This window comes from Schlesneria sphaerica (assembly GCF_044336245.1).
In the GTDB taxonomy this organism is placed as follows: Bacteria; Planctomycetota; Planctomycetia; order Planctomycetales; family Planctomycetaceae; genus Schlesneria; species Schlesneria sphaerica.
Window position 1 is genome coordinate 2,126,198 of sequence record NZ_CP172346.1, and the last position, 17,821, is coordinate 2,144,018.

Genomic DNA, 17,821 nt, shown 5'->3' on the forward strand with positions numbered 1-17,821 from the left:
ATGACCCTGACGACCCGTACCCAATCTCAATTCACTCGCCCTCGCCGCAAGAGAATTTCGCTCGCGACCTTCATCCCGCTGCTGTGCTTTGCGCTGCTGACAGGCGGCGCCAATAGCGACGAAGGGCCCCAAAACCGACCGAACATTGTCTTCCTGATGACGGATGATCAACCGGCCGGAGCCGTTGGTTGCTATGGCAATAAGGACGTCATAACACCCAACCTGGACTCAATCGCGCGCGATGGAATCCGGTTCCAGAATCACTACGTCACGTCCGCGATTTGTATGGCAAGTCGCAGCACAGTGTTGACAGGATTGTACGAGTACCGCCACGGGTGCAACTTCGAACGAGGAAACCTTGAGCGGCGTTTCCTTGCGAACTCCTATCCAGCGCAACTACGAGCCGCCGGCTACTACACCGGCTTTGCGGGAAAGATTGGTTTCGATCTGGAAGGAGAGCCTTTTGATCATCTCGAGCGTGAATTCGACGAGTGGGCAGGGGGCCCCGGCCAGACGGAATACGAAACGATCAAGAATAAAGGAATCGCGAAATACGCGGACCGCTACCCGCATTGTTCCCGCGCGTATGCCGCGTGGGCAGCAGATTTTCTGAAAGCGGCCAAGCGGAGCGGTCGTCCATTCTGCATGAGCATCAGTTTCAAAGCGCCGCACCTGCCGTTCCGTCCTGATCCACTCGACCTCGCACGTTACGAACGCAAGACAGAGTTCGCACGGCCTGCAAACTACGGTATGGAGAACGGGCGGCATCTGTCTCCGCAATCGCAGACCAGCCGCGCCGCGACGAGCTACCGCGAGTGGATTACGAAGTACGATGAAACAGCGAAGCTCTACTACGCATTGATTACGGGCGTGGACGAGGCCGTTGGCATGATTCGACGATCGCTTGAGGGAGAAGGACTTTCTGAGAATACGATCATCATTTTCACTTCCGACAATGGCTACAACTGTGGGGCCCACGGATTCGGGGATAAGGTCCTGCCCTATGAAGAGGCATCCAAAGTCCCACTGATCATTTACGATCCCCGAACTCCGCGCGAGAAACGAGGCGAAGTCAGAACCGCTTTGACTGCAAACGTTGACATTTCGCCAACCATCGTGGAACTGGCTGGTATTCCCAATCTGTCGGAAATCGACGGAAAAAGTCTCGTCCCAGTGATTGCAGAGGCAGACCATTCAGTTCGTGCCTCGCTGCCACTCTTCAACTTCTGGGGGATCAAGACCGCTCAATCCATGGCGATCGTGACACCGCACTGGAAGTACATTTATTGGTACCACGCCGGTCCGGCCCAGCCTGCGGAGGAATTATTCCAGATTGCGCAGGACAAGCTGGAGATGCAAAACCTCATCGCAAACCCGGAGTACGCGGAGGAACTAGCACACCTGCGGCGGGAGTACGACAACGAACTCGCTCGACTCCGCAACAATGCCAACCCAACCCACGGATATCCGCTCTACGGCATCCTTTTTGATCGAACAGTTCCGTTTGATCAAAAGTCATATCTGGTTGCTCCCCGATAGCGTCACCTGATTTCCGCCGCTGCTGAGTATGCGTGACCGGATGAATCATTGAGTAGTCATGTGCGTTGTTCTGCGGAAGCCACTCGGAAGCCAGTCCGTCATTCGTAACGGATCGCAACTCGGAAGTGTCCCTTGTCGTCAGGCAGCTCGGCACATCGTTTTCTAACCCACGACATCCTTTGCAATCATATTCCGCCGGTGGCGGGTCAGTTCGTCAACATCCCAAAAACTGCGAACCCCAGACATAGGGTGCCACCTAGCATAGATAGGAAGAGGACACTGCACCCTCTAGTGGTTCGATTGTAGATTCGGTTGTACGTGGCTCGCCTGGGATTCGTCAGCCAGCCCCATCCGCGCGGCGCTTTAAGCCCAAGGCGGTGGACAATTGCCCGCTTCAAAGACGTTCGAGCAGCGATTCGCTTACGGAGATAGGGGACTCGAAAGCCGAACTTCATGGGAGCTGCTTTTTGAAATGTGAGTCAGGAAAAAAACGGTCGACTGACACCTCTGAATCTGCATTCTTAGTAGCATCCTGTGAGTGTAAAACGATAGCAGTCTTCACTCCTAGCCTGTCCATCGCATGTTGACTTACGCAAATGAGTCTCAACTGCCCCATTCACGATTTCAAGATCTCCTCTCTGTAGCACGCTGATAGTAGCTTGCCGCGAGCACCGCGCTGGCACGCGATCGCAGGAGAGTCAATATGCGGATGCCGCGAGTCGCGACATTGAGCGTTCCGCCAGTTCCCTTGCCTGTGCCGCGGAAGTATCCAGGGACAGGACAATCTTGACTGTCCATCGTCCGTCGGCCGGCGCGATGAATTCCCAGTGCGGCATCACCGAACAGCTCTGGTGGACGAGTTCATAGCCACTCTCGGACTGACTGACCGTCTGAATCGGCTGGGTCCAGAAACCTGTCGGCTTGCTGACATCCAGCGACACGTCCAATCCGAGCCATTCGTCGACGAGCCCCATCCGCGATGTTGCGGATGTCGAATGGACGCTTTCGAGAGTCCCCAGGTTATGACCCTCTCCGTCATAGTAGTACCGGTCATGGGCTCCTGCCGCCATCGCGGCAAAGTTGAACTCGACACCGAAATGGAAGGGGAGTCCCGCAGGAAGGTTTTCCAACGCGTAATGAATCTCGAGGGTTCCACCCTGCTGGGCTTCAAGCAGAACCGTTTTTGAAATCTTCACCTGGTAGGGTCCCAGCCGACCTTCACGCACCATCGTCGCTTCAACTTGTTCAGACGACCGCCGGATCCTCGACAGGTAGACCCCTTCCACAAAATCGCCGATCTCGCCGTGTCCATCAATGAACTGGTCATGACTGAGCCCAGGCTGGAGGAAATGGTCGACGAGACTTTTTCGAGGCCACGGGTCGTATTGCAGTTTACGGTCGAGGTCAGGTTGCTTGAACCGGACTCCTCCATTGGGATCAACGCCGCCACCGACGTCACTGACAGCCTGCCCGGCATGCTGACGAATTCGATCGTGGTAGGGCTCGGGCCGGCGATTCAACGTCGCCAGCAGGTTGGTTCGAATCTGGCGGACATCCAGTTCATATAGGTGCCCACCTTTTCCGGGGGTGAGAAAGGCGACCAGTCGATCCCCCGAGAGACAAATCTCTTTCCGGGCATCCAGGTTGAAATCGCTGACCTGACCATCGACCCAGCGACCACGTCTCCCAGCGGCCCGCTCCAGCAGTGAATCGGCCGAGATCAAGCTGCCGTAGATCGCGTTTCGCAAATGGGGCAGATACAGTCCGCCAAAGGCTCCGTGCCAGTAGGGGCAGTTGCATTGTCCACGATAGAGTTCGCGACGCGCTTCTGCCAGCAGTTGCGGACCTGTGCCGACCGAATCGGCGATGACGGCCTGATCGAGCTTCTGACTGATCTGGATCATTCGAGCATACATTTCGTTCGCTTCCGGATACTTCACCAGGAAGTTTCTCCAGAACCCCGCGCGTACGAATTGGCGCATCGCATGCCAGTCATGGCGCTGCTGATTGGAAGCGACCAGGTTGCGATAGTCGGTTTGCTTTTCCGTCGGAAGCGCCCATTCTGTCATCTCGCGATAGCTGGCGTCGGGCAGGTAGACTTTCCCCAGTGGTGAAACACGGTCGACTGTCTCTGCCAGGGTCGTGACGTGCAGCCAGTGCTTGTTCTCGCGCAGTGCGGTGAAGAACCGACGCAGCCAGCCGTCCCGGTACACGTGATCGTTTGAGCCGGGCCACGCTCCAAGTTTCTCGCCGTCGTCCCCGAAAATCAGGACGGCGTTCTGATATCGTTCCGCGACCTGCCGACAATGGCCAATCACGTCCTGGGGGTCAGCGTAGGGAATGAGATACCGCAGACGTTCACTCCCCGCGAACACCTTCAGCAACCGGCCGCTTTCTTCTGTCAGGAAGTAGCCGTTCAGTTCATCCTCATTGAGCCCTGCATTTCGGAAGTGGGTGTCATCCAGCAGCGTGTACTCGATCCCCGCTTCCACGATGTCACCAGCAAATGACTGTTCCCAGACACGTTCCGGCACCCACATCCCCCGGACTTCGGCACCGAGCAATTCCTCCAGGTGCTGCTTATAAAACTGGATCTGACCGATTCGATCGCGTCGCGGAATCGCGGAGAGGATCGGTTCGTAATAGGGGCCACCGAGAATTTCGATCTGGCCGCGCTGAACGTACTCTCGCACCCGAGCCACATATTCGGGATGGTTTTTGGCGAGCCAGTCGAGCAGGCTGCCAGAAAAGTGAAGCACCACGGGAAGGTCGGGGAAGTCCTGCAGGACGTTCAGAAACGGAGCGTAGCTGTCTTGGAAAGCCGCTTCGAACACGCCGTCAAAGTTGCCGACGGGTTGATGATTGTGCAGCGTTAAGATCAGTCGTACCTGGCCGCTCATACTCCGTACCTCGCCTTTTTCCATTCCAATGATCGTGCCGCCGTCCCTGTTCGCTGCAAATATGAGATTGATCTAAATGAATTGAGGCAATTCGTCGAGACCAACGCGCGCAAGTTTCCCTCCGCGTGGGCTTTCCAAGTGCAGAATTCTGAACTCGCCCGGTCGTCCAATCGGCGACGACTCGGCGCTCGATCGGTGTCAGATTCCGTATCCGGGAAGAAAGGAATCCCCGGGCTGCCACCACGCTCTGCTGATGGGACGCGTGCATTAGGTCAGGGACTGGCACCCACAAACGAAGTCCGAATTGCGGGTGGCGACACAATCAGGATTCCTTCTGATTGAGCCCTGCACAATACTAGAAAATGCCTACCGGAGAGCAGGGGGTCGTTGCGGCTGCGGTTCGGGTCCGAGTTAGAGGTGCCGACCTCCCTCCACCGTCGGTCGGCCTTCGGTAGAACGATCCGAACGTGCGAGCGGCACCTGGTGACAGGTGCCGCATCGACTCAATCGCCGCATTAAGTGTCGCGAACAACAAACGGCTGTTCGCCAGGCTTGATTCGGATTTCCGACGTTCTCGGACAATAGGCGTCGGTCGTGGACGTTTAGTGGCTTCCGCACCCGCCACTACCGCAGCCGCCACTGCCGCATCCGCCGCCGGCGTTCATCGTCCGACTTCGCGCCAAGGCATCTTCCGCTTCGGGAATTCGGCCACATCGCTGGTAGATCACCGAGAGTTGCGACTGCGAGAACGGATCGTTGGGGTTCAACTCGACGACTGTCTTCGCGTGGGCAATCGCTTCGTCGTAGCGTCCCAACTTCTGCAGCATGATGGCGAGGGCAGAGTGGGTCAGGGTGTGGGTGGGAGCAATCGCTTCAATTTCCAAAAGCTTTTCCACTGCTCCGGGCAGGTTGCCCTGGTCTTTGAGAGCAATGGCTTCGTCGTACATGAGGTCTGGATTCGACATTCTGAGGCATTCCTTTTTTCTGGTATCCGCCGTTATCACAGACAATCATAGGGTCTCAGGGAAGACGATCCAACCATCCGCGCGATATGTTCTCGATCATGGACAATCGCACAAAACCATCTGCGTCTCAGAAGGTGACCAGGCCCGAGCTTTACTGGCTGCTCGGAGCGATCATCGCCGGGTCGATTTTCCGGCTGGCCTTCCCTGAGAGGATGGCGGTCGAGCACTTCGACGAAGGAGTGTACGCCTCGAATTTCTGGTTTGGGGCAGAGAACGACTATTCGTACCCCGCACGATTTCTCTACGCGCCGCCCCTGCTGCCTGCCGCAATTGAGTGGACAATGATCCTCGCGTCGCTGGTGGGACTGCGTCCCAGCGGCGTCGTGCCGCTGATTCCCTCACTCGTCACCGGAATCGCGATGGTCCCATCAGCGTGGTGGATCTGTCGACGCTGGTTCGGTCCGACCGCAGGTCTGGTTACGGCATGGTTAATCGCGTTGAGTGACTTTCATGCCAGTTACAGCCGGGCGGCATTGACCGACGTCCCCGTTTGCCTCTTCATTCTCTGGGCTGTCTACTTCACGGGGAAAGCATTCGCGTCAGTGGACTCAGCAGGAGGCTCATCTCCATGGTCCGGAAAGGGCAGGACGCAACCGGCCCGCTGGAGCCCACCGTGGCGTGAGATTATGCTCGCCGGGGGCCTGACGGGACTCTCGTGGTGGACCAAATACAACGGGTGGCTCCCACTGGCGATCGGTTTGACAGGCGGAGTCATTTGGCAAATCGCATTGCCTCAATCAGAACGACAGGTTCGCAGAACCCTGATCTGCTGGCTGCTGATCGCATTGACCGCAATGATTGCCTGGTCTCCGGTCTTATGGGGTCTTCAAAAACAGGGAGGGTATGCAAAGGTCGCGACCAACCACCGCCAGTACATCGTGGGGACCAACGGTTGGATCCGCTCCGCCCAGTCGCAGGCCGACATCGTGCGGATGTATGACAATCCGCTAAGTGCCCTGTTTTCTCATGAACGGCTCATCACAGGACACCTGCGGGATCCGGCGCAAAAATCCCATTCGCGAAGTCTGTTGGAGATGCTCTCGCTGTTGCTACACCCGGTGGGGACCCTGGCTCTTTCAGTTGCTGTCTGCTCAATCGGCGTGTTGAAATCCCGGTTCCAGGACAGCAAGTTGCCAGCCAGCTTCGCGCTTGCATGGCTGGTCGGGATGAGCTTTTCTACCCCTTTCTACCACCCGTACCCTCGGTTGATCCTCCCGTGGCTTTGTTCCGTCTGGATCGGCCCGGGAATGGTGTTCGAATTCTGCAGCCGGAAGGCACGACAGGATGAAGAGAGTAATTCTGTGCCGGGGATACCTGCCGCGATGTGCGTGGCAGCACTGCTTGCAATCGCTACGTTTCGACAGTTGAGCGGTTCAGGTTTCGCGTGGGCGGATCGAACGGATCTGCAATCGACTTCCAGTGAAATTGCCAAAGCAGTTCGAGCGGTGAATGACCGAGAGGGGTTCCCCGCCGATGAGGCCATCATCTACGTGATGGGCGAACCGGCCCTTGTTTTTGGGCTGAAGTCGGAAGGGATCCTGGCAGTCGGCCCGGTACAGGATCTGGGATTCGCGAACCAGACACCGCAGCGTCCGACGTTCGTTGCCGTCCCGTCTCGAACCTCATCGGTGCCGGCGGATGTTCGCTCAGTTCTAGAGTCTGCCCGGTTTTCACTGCAAACAAGTGTATCCCATCAACAAAGCCATCTCGTGCTTCTGGACGACCTTCATCCCGATCCAGGTCCCGATCCAGGCCCAGGCCTACCGCTCACCGAATGGAAGCTTTACCGCCTGAACAAGTAGAGACGGCGGAAGTTCCTGTATCGGAAGCAGTTCAACACGCCGGGCACACGTCGCCGCGAATTGCCATGACTCTGTACAACAGGCGGCCGGGAAGGCGGGCGTTTAGGGCGGCCACGAGAGGGGCAGGGAACGGGGATGCTCCGGGGTTCTTTTTAGCGAGGTCGAAACGAGCAGATTGGGTCCTGCGAGAGAGGACTCTCACCCGGCGTGCGTGAAGTTCCTATTGTCCGTTTTTCGCCCCCGTGACTAGAATCGAATTCACTTCTACTCCCTAATCTTGAGTCAGATCTTCTCCGCAATGACTGCGCGACGACTCTGCGTTTCGACAAGGAATGAATCATGGAAGAGCAATCCAGTCAAGAATCGACGACACCAGAGCCATCCCGACGGAGACTGGGCAGAGGCTTAAACGCGCTGCTCGGAACGGCGTCCATGGGTGGGACTGACGAGGCGACCTCGTCGGACCAGACAGAAATTTCGGTCGATTTGATCGAGCGAAATCCGTTTCAGCCACGACAGGACTTTGACCAGTCCTCGCTGAATGAACTGGTCGACAGCATTCGCACCCACGGGGTGCTCCAGCCGTTGCTGGTCCGATCGGTTGGCAGCTCCTACCAGCTCGTCGCTGGCGAGCGTCGACTGATCTCTGCCAAGAAGGCGGGATTGAGCCAGGTTCCCTGCCGCGTCCTGGCCTTGTCCGACCAGCAGGTCAGTGAAGTGGCCCTCGAAGAAAACCTGAAACGACAGGACCTGAACGTCCTCGAAAAGGCGATCGCCTTTCAGGACTACTTGAAGCGATTCGGATGCACGATTGAAGACCTGGCCCGTCGGCTCTCTTTCGAACGCTCAACTGTCAGCAACATGCTCCGACTTCTGGAACTCCCGGAAGCGGTCAAGTCTGACCTGCGAGCTGACAAGATTACCGCCGGCCATGCACGTGCGCTGCTGGCCCTGAAAAACGAAGATGCCCGGATTGAACTTTCAAAGCGAGTCCAGAAGGAATCGCTTTCGGTCCGCAAGACGGAAGAAGCCGTCAAAGAAATGCTGACACCGAAGGATGCAGACATCGTTCCCTTCGTGAATCCCGAAGAGAAGCCCGCCAAAGCTGACGGTTCCCACACGTCACATGTGGCAGATCTTCAGAATCAGCTCCGCGACTGGCTCGGAACCAGCGTCGAAATCAAGCTGTCGGGAAAAGCCAAGGACAAGGGAAAGATTGTCATCGACTTCGGTTCGAATGATGATTTTGAACGGATTGTGGGGAAGTTGCAGCGTGCCGCATAAAATCTTGCAAATGAGGGTTTCACGTGAAACGAACTTCATTGACGCAATGATCTCTCCTCTCTAAACTGTCGCCTCGTTCGGGATGTAGCTCAGCTTGGCTAGAGCGCCTGGTTTGGGACCAGGAAGTCGCAGGTTCGAATCCTGTCATCCCGACATGCTTGAAACAGCCCTCTGGCGAATTCGTCAGAGGGCTGTTTCGTTCTTTGCACCCTCCCGTTGCGGATCTCGCAGATCCCACTCACTGGTCCTCTGGCTTGCTCGTCGGAGAGTCGACGTTGAGCGTGGCAATCGACTCAATCATCGGGGGGGGGGGAAGGAATGATGCAGGACAGCCGTCGGCGCCCCGCAGAACAATGTCCGGCTGTTAGTACAGCCACTCAACGTGCGGGTTTGCGGCGAGGCCCCCGTGACCAGGACCTAGCCTAGCTCAGGCAACCTCATTCCGAATCACGTCCCGCAGCGCCTCGTCGATCCGAGGGACCGGAACTCGAATTTCTGTTCCTTCAATCTTTCAGACACGACGTAGCGGCCATAGAGGGCGAGTTCAGGATCTGTTCGCAGAATCAAGTGCGCACCAAACCGCACCATCCAAGCTGTCGCTGGTAACCCGATGGGCGCTCCGACAGCCGATCGCAGATGCGACATGAACTCGCGCGAGGGGATCGGATTTGGTGACGATGCAATGTAGGTACCTCGCAGCCCGGGGTCGAGAAGGCTCCGCTCCACCAGTCGGCACAGGTCCAGTTCGTGAATCCAACTGATCCCCTGCGAGCCGCCCCCGATCGTTCCACCCAGACCCCAGCGAGCCAATCTCAGCAATCGGTTCAGTGCTCCCTGTCCAGCCCCTCGATCTCGCCCAAGGACAAAGCTCGTTCTTAAGACAACGGGCCGCTGGGAGGAAAGGTAACATGCGTCAAACTCCTCCTCCCAGCGTTTTGCCACCCAGGGTGCGAAGCCACATCCGGTGGGTGAATCCTCAGTGCATTTGATCTCGGGCGGGTCCCCATAAATATGAGCCGAACTCATCTGGATGCAGACAGGAGGTGGCTGATCGGCGCTTCGGACGGCAAACCCCAGGATGCGAGTCGCCTCCACTCGAGATCGCAGAATCTCGTCCTGATTGTCGGGAGTCTTGATACAGTCGACACTCCGTCCGACGAGGTTAACCAAGGCAACGGCCCCATCCAGAGCAGAACACCATTCCCCCTTCGTTCGCGCGTCCCACGACACACAGCGCCACGGAAGCTGTCGCCGCGAGGGGTGACGGGACAGGACAATGACCGCCCATCCACGGGAGTGAAGATACTCCGCAATCGAAGTCCCTATAAAGCCGCTTCCCCCGGCGATCACGACAGGTCGACTAGTATCAGGTCCGGACATCTCTTTCTCCCGGCGGCCTCGAACGGCTGGGGACTTCTCCCAGAATGGACTGTGGGCTCAGCCTTCCGTAGCGTGTTGAGAAAGCGGTTCCCGGACGACAACCGAGATCCTCCTGCGATAATTAACCGGAAGGCGGCGCCGTCAGTAACCTCGGTCAGCTCAGCACGGTCCCTCTCCAGAAGCAAGTGGAAACGTGGCCTCCTGCGGCGCACCCCGTCGTCTCGAAGAAAATTGCGGACGCGGCGTCGTGTCAAAACTGTCAGCGAGCCTTCAGCCGTTTCACGTGAAACAATCGAGGGCCCGCCGATCTCCCTGGTTGGCTCTCAACAGTCTTGATCTCGAACTCGTCTGCTGGAAACGCTGCCAGGATCGAGGCAATCCGGTCCGCCTCGGATTGCCCGCCATCGTGGCCGGTGTAGGCGAGGACCGTCATGATCCCCCGCGGCTTCAGGAGGGCAGCCGCTTTGAAGACACCTTCGCCACTGGATTCCGCGCGGGTGATGACAGACTTATCCCCTCCCGGAAGGTAGCCCAGATTGAACATGATCGCCGCGACACGACCTTTCAGTTCTGATGGGAGTACGTCGGACAGTTCAGCATGATCATGATGCCACAGCCGGACGTTGGCGAGTCCCGACTCCGATATTCGACGTGCCGTATTTTCGAGAGCAACTTCCTGAATATCGAATGCGTGGACTTGCCCATCCACGCCAACCAGCTCTGCCAGGAACTGAGTATCGTGACCATTACCGGCCGTCGCGTCGATCACGATGTCTCCGCGCCCGACCACCTCACTGACGGCGAGCTGAGCCTGTCGCGTCAATGGGAGGGCCCGCGGTCTCTTTCCAGACGAAGCACCACTCGATGGCTGATTCTGACCTGCGGAGAAATGTCCCGCAATTGAGCTCCATCGGGTCTTCAGCACCAAATCGACCTGGCGGTCAATGAGCGCCCCACTAGTGAGGTGTTCGGCGAGCTGCCTGCCGAAGTAAGGTGCGTGCAAAGCTCCCTTTGAGCCCAGCCCGTTGAAGCAGGCCATCCGCGGCTGCTGGGGATGCCGTCCCAGGACAGGATACTGGTTTCGATGAATGGGTCTCACCGCGGCATGATGTCCGACCACTTCCATTGGCAGCCGGAGGATCTTCTGGACTTGTGAGAGGATCTCCTCACGGCCCGCATCAGTCGGACGGTTGTCGAGCACCTTCCAGTCATAGGTCGCTCCTGCCTGGAAGAGGTCGTCTCCGAGTGGGGCCAGCCAGATCCCTCGGTGGATAACCCGCTGTTCCGTCAGCCCGGGAATTCGGAGGGTCAGGATCTCACCCTTTGCCGGTTTGAACTGCACATCCTCAAACCAGTGATTGGTAGTCCCGGCGATCCCCTGACAGAAGACAATCCCTCGGGTGCGGACTCCCAGGGAGCGAATCTCGACGTACTCTGGACCAGGCTCCGTTTCACGTGAAACGTCGAGATCGTGTGCCCGATAGGCCCCGGCCGCGCGGAAGATTTCGCGCGACGCGTCCAGGTAACGGGCGACGTCGAGCTTGCCTCCTTCTCTCATTTCGAAGGCATCGCGGTACTCATAAAACCATTCCGGACGCAGTCTGGAACTGGGTTGCTGGACTTTGTCACGGAACTGCGGGTCCGAGGCTCGGCGATAAAACATTTCGCTTTCTGCTTCGGTCGAGAGCAGCCGAAGCATCGCCGGTCGGTGGAAGAACGTCGCTCCGCTCTCCTGCTCGACGCGGTGATAGAACGACACCGCAACTGGCCAGCACTCGTCGAACCGCCAGGAAGGAATCAATTTCTGACCGGTGATGGGAGTCATCAATCCGGCGGCGACTCGGGAAGACGTCACGGGTTCTTCACGATCGATCACCAGGATGCGGTGGCCACTCCAGCGCAGCCACCATGCGAGCGCGGTCCCGGCGAGGCCCTGTCCAACGACGACGAAATCATAGTTCACGGTCATCGTGTCCCTTTGCATGTTTCACGTGAAACGATGCGAGGTTCACCTAGACCTGATTCCTCCTGCATTGCATTGATCCGCTCTGTATTGGACTGTGTCATGGTCGGAAGAGAATTCTTGGAATCTCTCAACATTCATTGGCCCGAATTTCCGTATCTCGGCCCTTCGGTCGCTGGTAACAGGTCATCGCAACCGCTTCTCCGGAACTGTCCAAGGTAGCCCCATCTCGCGCACACCGACGAGAGATCAGAATCCAGGACGGACATCTCTGTCCTGCCACAGGTTGCTACCGGAGCATCTGAAGGCCTCGAATGATTTTTCAATTCTAATGGACTTGGGTCTGGCATGCTCGCGCAGGAGAATTTTCCCGGGACTCCCATCACCCGCGTCGCCTCACAAAGCACGGATTCTCACGCTGCTTGTGGACAAAGTGGGAAGTCCCCCCGGCGATTTCGGCGGACCGCACAGAAAAAAGTTGTACGGATTTCCTCGGACGACTCCACTATTGAAATAGGAATCCGCGCCGGGAGGTGTTGGCTTCCCGTTTCGGATCGATTCCGGCAGGGTGCATCCAGGTGAATTCGAAGTTCCTGACCCACGTGTGGGCCTGCCGGATCGGGAAGATTGAGTTCTGGTAAGAGCTGTTGAAGTAGAGGTCCTGACGATGCGACTCACATTGCGAACGCTTCTGGCGTACCTGGATGACGTCCTTGAACCCGCCGACACCAAGATCATTGGGCAGAAAATCCAAGAGAGCCCGGTCGCTCAGGTGCTCGTGAGCCGGATCAGGGAAGTCATGCGACGGCGTCGGCTCAAGGCACCTGACGTGTCCGGCCCCGAAATCGGAATTGATCCGAACATCGTTTCGCAGTACCTCGACACGACGCTTCCGCCCGAGTTGTATGCAGATGTCGAACGGGTCCTGCTTTCTTCCGATGAGCTGCTCGCGGAAGTTGCAGCGTGCCACCAGGTATTACCTGTCTGGCTGGCGAATCCAATCGAGCTGTCAAACGAGAGTCGCGAATCACTCTACGCCTTGGGTCCGGTCGACGCTTCGTCCCAGTTGAACGTCCCTGCCGAGAAGGGTGTCGCTTCAAGGTCACGAACTCCCGAATCAATCTCCATTCGAAACGGAGTGGCTAATCCAGCGCGCGGGGCAGCAACGCACTCACACGACGTGGACGAGTCCGTGAAGACAGTTCCCGACTATCTCAAGCCGTCACCCTGGCCGCTACGAATTTTCCCCTCGGCCGTCGTGGGACTGCTGGCGATCCTTTGCTTTCTCTTGCTTGCTCCTGGGTTGATCACGGGACTGAAGCAAGCCAAAAACGAGATTGAGCGAAAGGAAGTTCGCGGCAAGAGTGAAGTCACCGAGACTGTCACGGATGCCGAACCGATGGTCGCCGCGGACAAAAGCCTGGTTGCTACGGACGAGTCTCGTACGGAACTGGCAGCAGATTCCCGACCGGTTGCAACACCCGAATCCGCAATTGCACCAGCGCGTCCATCGATTCCGGAAGGGCTTGATCCGATGCCTCCTCCAGACGAACCGGATGTCGAAGAGCTACCGGCGCCAGTCGGTGCTACTGTCCCCAAACAGACCGAGCAAGTGCCGGAACCGGCTCAGCCTGAAGAGCCACATGTCGATGTTCCCGCCCCGGCAGTCGCCGTCAATCAGCTTCCCACATTCCTGAAAGAGGGCGAACCCGTTCCTCAGGTGGACGTCGCCTATGCGTCCAACGAAGGAGTCCTCGCTCGTCTCGATGCCAAACGGCAATGGCTTGTCGTACCTCATCGGTCAGCCCTCAACGTTGGGGAGTTCCTGACAACCTTCGAGCCCTTTGAAGCAACCCTGGATTTCGACAAGGGCCGGCTGCGCACGACGCTCATCGGGAACACCGCGGTTTACGTCATGAACCCGGCACAGTCCGGGATTCCCGGTTTAGGCATTCGAAAGGGCCAGCTGATATTTCAGCAGGGTCGCCAGGACAACGGCAACACGGCTGCGATCGGGGTGAACATTGGACGAGACCTCTGGAAGCTGGAGTTGGTCGACAGCGACACTGTCTGTGGGCTGGAAGTTACGCCTCGGGAGGCGATTGAGTTCCAGAAATTGCATGACGAACATTGGTATCAGGCGACACTGTATGTCATCTCCGGCAGAGCTAAATGGACCAGCGCATTGGGTCATTCGCAGGATATTCGTGACCATCAGGCGCTGATCATTCTTCCCGAGAAAGACGTTCAGATCCGTTCGAATCCGATTTCATTCACTTCTGTGCCAGACTGGTGCGACAATTCCAAGCGCAAAGCACTTCCCATTCGCAGATACCAGTCCCAGGTGCAGTTCGAAAAAATGTTTGAACTGAACCAACCCATCGACGAGTCCATGCTCACGGTGGTGAAAACGTCAAAGTCTCCGAAGCTCGCGGAACTGGCGGCGCAGAGCTTGTCAGCGATTGAGAATTGTCCCGCGCTCGTAGCAACTCTAGCGTCATGTCCTCATGAAGAGGCTCGCTTCGTTGCCCGTGACGGCCTGAGACAATGGTTGCCCATGCATCCCGAAAATGGAGCGCAGTTAATGAAAGAACTGGAACTGCACTATCCCCCCGCCGAGGCGGAAGCGATCTTCGAAATGCTTTGGGGCTTTACTCGGGATGACGTGACGAATTCACGAACAACATCCTGGAAGTTCGTTAACTGGATGCGAAGCCCAAAAGCGGAGATCCGGGAACTGGCTGACTTCTGGGTGGAACGCCTCACCGGGCGGAAGACCGAGTTTCGGGCTCTCGGCGGTACCCCTGCCCAGCGAGAGACCCAAGTCCACCGTTTAGAGGAACTGATCGAACGGAATAATGGCTTGATCAAGGCCCCCTGACAATTTCCGACGCCGCACGGTTCGCTGGCAGACTTGCCCCGTGCGTGAGCATTCTCTCTGCCGCTGAAAGCGACTGGGGAAAGCACCTTTTCCCACGAACTTGCAGCGTTATCCAAGTGCAAACTGCTTTTCCTGTAGGCACGCCGCGGGTCTACGGGGCTGTCTGGTGAATTTCAAGCCCGTTTCAGGCACGCCGCTTGCGTTCTGGCGAACTCGCGCCAGCGGGCGGCGAGGATCGACTCGACTTTCCGCTGGCTCCCTGTTGGCGAGACAGATGTCGTTTGTCGAATGTTGTTGGCTTGAAATTCATTGAGGAAGCGCACGATGAGAATGCTGAATGTGTTGAGTGGCAGGTGGTGTATCTCCGCCAGCTTGGCCGCGATGTGTTTACTTTTCACAATGAGTTTGCCATCGACTGGTTGGTCGCAGGATGCCGCTCCTGTCGAAGTCACAACACCTGAGGCATCATCCCCTGAATCTGCGCCTGCTTCCGAAAACGCCGCTGAAACTCCTGCCGCCCCGCTGACAACGGCGGAACTCAAAATCATGCTCGATACACTGTGGGTCCTCATCGCGGGATTCATGGTATTCTTTATGAACCTTGGATTCGGTTGCGTCGAGTCGGGAATGTGCCGGTCCAAGAACTGCGTCAACATCCTCTCCAAGAACTTCATCGTCTTCGCCGTATCCGCCCTGGCGTTCTGGATGGTTGGATGGGGACTGATGTTCGGGAATGACTCGGAAGGAAAGAGTGACGGCGGCTATTTCGGCAAGGCAGGTCTGTGGTTCCTCAGTGGTGCTGCTACGGATAACAGCCCCGCAACCGGCAACGACTACAAGGGCGACTACGCCGCCATCAGCGGTTCAGGTGTCCCTCTCTATGCGAAGTTCTTCTTCCAGTTGGTGTTCGCAGGTACGGCAGCCACCATCGTGTCAGGAGCCGTTGCCGAGAGAATCAAGTATCACTCGTTCATTTTCTTCAGCTTCCTGATGGCGACGGTCATTTACCCAGTCGTCGGCCACTGGATCTGGGGCGGAGGTTGGTTGGCTGCAAAGGGATTCGCCGACTTCGCAGGTTCAACCCAGGTCCACTCTGTGGGTGGCTGGGCGGCGCTTGCTGGCGCACTGATTCTCGGCCCCCGCATCGGAAAATACAGTCCGGAAGGAAAGCCACTCGCAATCCCAGGTCACAGCATGCCGCTGGCCACAATCGGCTGTTTCATCCTCTGGTTCGGCTGGTTCGGATTCAATCCGGGCAGCTTCATGGGTGTTGTCCCCGCCCCGATGGCCCATGTTGCTTTGACCACCAATACAGCAGCCGCAATCGCCACGCTCACTGCCACAGCCACCGCCTGGACTCTTCTGGGTAAACCTGACCTGGGGATGACCTTGAACGGCAGTCTTGCCGGACTCGTTGCGATCACTGCAGGATGCCCATTCGTCTCCGTGTGGAGTTCCGCCATCATTGGTGCGATTGCCGGGGTCATTGTCGTTGTCTCAGTTCTGGCCTTCGATCGGATTGGAGTCGATGATCCCGTCGGCGCGACATCAGTGCATCTGACCAATGGCGTTTTCGGAACCCTCTGCATCGGCCTCTTTGCAGAAAAGCCCTATATCGATGGAAGTACCGTCAAAGAGGGACTGTTCATGGGAGGGGGGACAGAACAGCTCGTCATTCAGGCAACTGGAGTCGTCGCGGCTGCGGCCTACGTCTTGCCGCTGTCACTTGTGTCCTTCCTGATCCTGAAAGCAATCTTCGGACTCCGCGTTTCGCGTGAAGAAGAAATTGAAGGTCTGGACATCGGCGAACACGGTAACGAAGCCTATCCTGGTTTCGTGATGCAGGCTCCCAGCCACTGAAGTCTACTTGCCGAGTCTCATCACTGGCCGGTCAAAGCCGGGGTGAAGAGTGACAGTTAGAAAGGGGGAACCGGAAATGATCTGGTTCCCCCTTCTTTCGTTTTCAGTTGCTGACTCGAGCGAGGACGACGTTATCGGGCCTTACCTTCATGGGAGCGGACGAACCGAATCTCTCCCGCAGAGAGGTGACTCACCGTACCGGTTTCGCATAGGGACTGACGTATCCGGCGGGCTTCACCGCGACCAGAGATGCCCGCAGACTTGGCAGAATTCTCGCGGCTGTATTCCCCAACAGTAGTCCGGAGACCAGACCTCGACCATGCGTTCCGATCACAAGCAAATCAACCTGCCGTTCAAGAACGAACTGAGGAATGGTTGTGTCGGGGTCACCCATGAGAACTTCGGAATGAACTCCATTTTGAAGTCCGCTCAGGTTCACCTGACTGAGTTGTTCTTTGAGCTTCTGCACCGCGTTGATCCGCAGCTGCGCCTCTGTGTCGCGGAGTTCTTCCTCAGCCACTCCCGCAATCGCGAGATACCGTAAGTCACCCGTTTCCAAAACGTGCAGCACATACAGTTTGGCGTTAATTTGCCGTGAGATTGCCGCAGCCACTTTGATCGCCGGCAAGCAGGCATCGCTCAGGTCGGTGGCAACGGCGACTTCCCGAATCTCGCGCACCTCTGAAGGCTTGGCAACCCAGACAGGGCAGGGGGCAAATCGCATGAGCTTCTGAACGGTGCTTCCAAACAAAAGCGTCGCAGCGCGAGTCCTTGAACGGGTGCCAACCAGAACGACGTCGTACTTCCCTTCGGCGCTCTCCTTGGAAAGTTCCTCCCAGGCGGCACCGAATCGAATTCGGCTTTCCGCGGCGATCCCTTGCGCGTTCGCCGATTCCACCAGCTCTGACAGTGTAATGCTGGCGTAATCTTCAACCGTCTTCAGAATGTTCTCGTGATCCTTTTCGATCAGAGACTGGCTCTGCGCTGTGAGTTCGAGCACAGAACAGAAAGTGATCGCCCCGCCCGAAACCAGTGCAAGCTGAATGGCCTCATCAACAGCAGCCTTCGACTCAGCTCCAATATTCGAGGATGCGATTCGGTCACCGTGGTGGAGGTCAACACCGACAAGGATGTTCTGCAAATGCGGCATGGGGGCGTGTCCTGATCGCGTCAATGAAAAGTCCACC

12 protein-coding genes and 1 tRNA gene are annotated in these 17,821 nt (G+C 57.3%); 6 read left to right on the forward strand and 7 right to left on the reverse strand.

The features are described 5' to 3' along the window. Positions 1–1,539: a sulfatase gene (locus ACGY09_RS07835; RefSeq protein WP_397571111.1), complete on the forward strand. Its 1,539-nt coding sequence runs from the start codon at positions 1–3 to the stop codon at positions 1,537–1,539. Between the two features lie 206 nt (positions 1,540–1,745). Here ACGY09_RS07835 and ACGY09_RS07840 read toward each other — a convergent pair whose 3' ends face one another. The 3 genes from ACGY09_RS07840 to ACGY09_RS07850 all read right to left on the reverse strand — a co-directional run bounded on the left by ACGY09_RS07840 (position 1,746) and on the right by ACGY09_RS07850 (position 5,404). Then, entirely contained in the window at positions 1,746–1,994 is a 249-nt protein-coding gene (locus ACGY09_RS07840) for a hypothetical protein (RefSeq protein ID WP_397571112.1), read from the reverse strand. A 243-nt stretch (positions 1,995–2,237) separates the two neighbouring features. Continuing rightward, positions 2,238–4,439, reverse strand: coding sequence for an alpha-amylase/4-alpha-glucanotransferase domain-containing protein (locus ACGY09_RS07845; RefSeq protein ID WP_397571113.1), 2,202 nt, complete (start codon positions 4,437–4,439; stop codon positions 2,238–2,240). 602 nt (positions 4,440–5,041) lie between these two features. Next, positions 5,042–5,404: a tetratricopeptide repeat protein gene (locus ACGY09_RS07850; RefSeq protein WP_373650835.1), complete on the reverse strand. Its 363-nt coding sequence runs from the start codon at positions 5,402–5,404 to the stop codon at positions 5,042–5,044. 98 nt (positions 5,405–5,502) lie between these two features. Between ACGY09_RS07850 and ACGY09_RS07855 the strand changes: the two genes are divergently transcribed. The 3 genes from ACGY09_RS07855 to ACGY09_RS07865 all read left to right on the forward strand — a co-directional run bounded on the left by ACGY09_RS07855 (position 5,503) and on the right by ACGY09_RS07865 (position 8,703). Then, positions 5,503–7,266 (forward strand): ArnT family glycosyltransferase, encoded by a 1,764-nt coding sequence (locus ACGY09_RS07855; RefSeq protein WP_397571114.1) that lies wholly within the window; start codon positions 5,503–5,505, stop codon positions 7,264–7,266. Between the two features lie 339 nt (positions 7,267–7,605). Further along, the gene (locus tag ACGY09_RS07860) at positions 7,606–8,550 is read left to right on the forward strand and encodes a ParB/RepB/Spo0J family partition protein (protein ID WP_397571115.1); all 945 of its coding nucleotides are present in this window, start codon (positions 7,606–7,608) and stop codon (positions 8,548–8,550) included. Between the two features lie 78 nt (positions 8,551–8,628). Further along, positions 8,629–8,703, forward strand: a tRNA-Pro gene (locus ACGY09_RS07865). 294 nt (positions 8,704–8,997) lie between these two features. On the opposite strand, the gene ACGY09_RS07870 is transcribed toward ACGY09_RS07865, so the two are convergent. Continuing rightward, entirely contained in the window at positions 8,998–9,930 is a 933-nt protein-coding gene (locus tag ACGY09_RS07870) for an epimerase (RefSeq protein ID WP_397571116.1), read from the reverse strand. A gap of 259 nt (positions 9,931–10,189) precedes the next feature. Continuing rightward, positions 10,190–11,899, reverse strand: coding sequence for an FAD-dependent oxidoreductase (locus tag ACGY09_RS07875; protein WP_397571117.1), 1,710 nt, complete (start codon positions 11,897–11,899; stop codon positions 10,190–10,192). A 661-nt stretch (positions 11,900–12,560) separates the two neighbouring features. Here ACGY09_RS07875 and ACGY09_RS07880 point away from each other — a divergent pair. Then, positions 12,561–14,774 carry a hypothetical protein gene (locus ACGY09_RS07880; RefSeq protein WP_397571118.1) on the forward strand — a complete coding sequence of 738 codons (2,214 nt, stop codon included), beginning with the start codon at positions 12,561–12,563 and terminating at the stop codon, positions 14,772–14,774. Positions 14,775–14,947: 173 nt separating this feature from the next. On the opposite strand, the gene ACGY09_RS07885 is transcribed toward ACGY09_RS07880, so the two are convergent. Beyond that, a complete protein-coding gene (locus ACGY09_RS07885) occupies positions 14,948–15,316 on the reverse strand; it encodes a hypothetical protein (protein WP_397571119.1) in 369 nt (122 codons plus the stop codon). Positions 15,317–15,320: 4 nt separating this feature from the next. Between ACGY09_RS07885 and ACGY09_RS07890 the strand changes: the two genes are divergently transcribed. Continuing rightward, positions 15,321–16,634: an ammonium transporter gene (locus ACGY09_RS07890; protein WP_397571120.1), complete on the forward strand. Its 1,314-nt coding sequence runs from the start codon at positions 15,321–15,323 to the stop codon at positions 16,632–16,634. Between the two features lie 190 nt (positions 16,635–16,824). On the opposite strand, the gene ACGY09_RS07895 is transcribed toward ACGY09_RS07890, so the two are convergent. Further along, complete coding sequence (locus tag ACGY09_RS07895) at positions 16,825–17,784, reverse strand: universal stress protein (RefSeq protein WP_397571121.1); 960 nt, start codon at positions 17,782–17,784, stop codon at positions 16,825–16,827. Between the last annotated feature and the right edge of the window lie 37 nt (positions 17,785–17,821).

Bases quoted from the DNA above. Each gene is read 5' to 3' on its own strand.
- ACGY09_RS07855 (WP_397571114.1), top strand. From the start codon at position 5,503: ATGGACAATCGCACAAAACCATCTGCGTCTCAGAAGGTGACCAGGCCC.
- ACGY09_RS07840 (WP_397571112.1), bottom strand. From the start codon at position 1,994: ATGAAGTTCGGCTTTCGAGTCCCCTATCTCCGTAAGCGAATCGCTGCT.
- ACGY09_RS07870 (WP_397571116.1), bottom strand. From the start codon at position 9,930: ATGTCCGGACCTGATACTAGTCGACCTGTCGTGATCGCCGGGGGAAGC.
- ACGY09_RS07890 (WP_397571120.1), top strand. From the start codon at position 15,321: ATGCTCGATACACTGTGGGTCCTCATCGCGGGATTCATGGTATTCTTT.
- ACGY09_RS07835 (WP_397571111.1), top strand. From the start codon at position 1: ATGACCCTGACGACCCGTACCCAATCTCAATTCACTCGCCCTCGCCGC.
- ACGY09_RS07860 (WP_397571115.1), top strand. From the start codon at position 7,606: ATGGAAGAGCAATCCAGTCAAGAATCGACGACACCAGAGCCATCCCGA.
- ACGY09_RS07895 (WP_397571121.1), bottom strand. From the start codon at position 17,784: ATGCCGCATTTGCAGAACATCCTTGTCGGTGTTGACCTCCACCACGGT.
- ACGY09_RS07850 (WP_373650835.1), bottom strand. From the start codon at position 5,404: ATGTCGAATCCAGACCTCATGTACGACGAAGCCATTGCTCTCAAAGAC.
- ACGY09_RS07845 (WP_397571113.1), bottom strand. From the start codon at position 4,439: ATGAGCGGCCAGGTACGACTGATCTTAACGCTGCACAATCATCAACCC.
- ACGY09_RS07875 (WP_397571117.1), bottom strand. From the start codon at position 11,899: ATGACCGTGAACTATGATTTCGTCGTCGTTGGACAGGGCCTCGCCGGG.
- ACGY09_RS07880 (WP_397571118.1), top strand. From the start codon at position 12,561: ATGCGACTCACATTGCGAACGCTTCTGGCGTACCTGGATGACGTCCTT.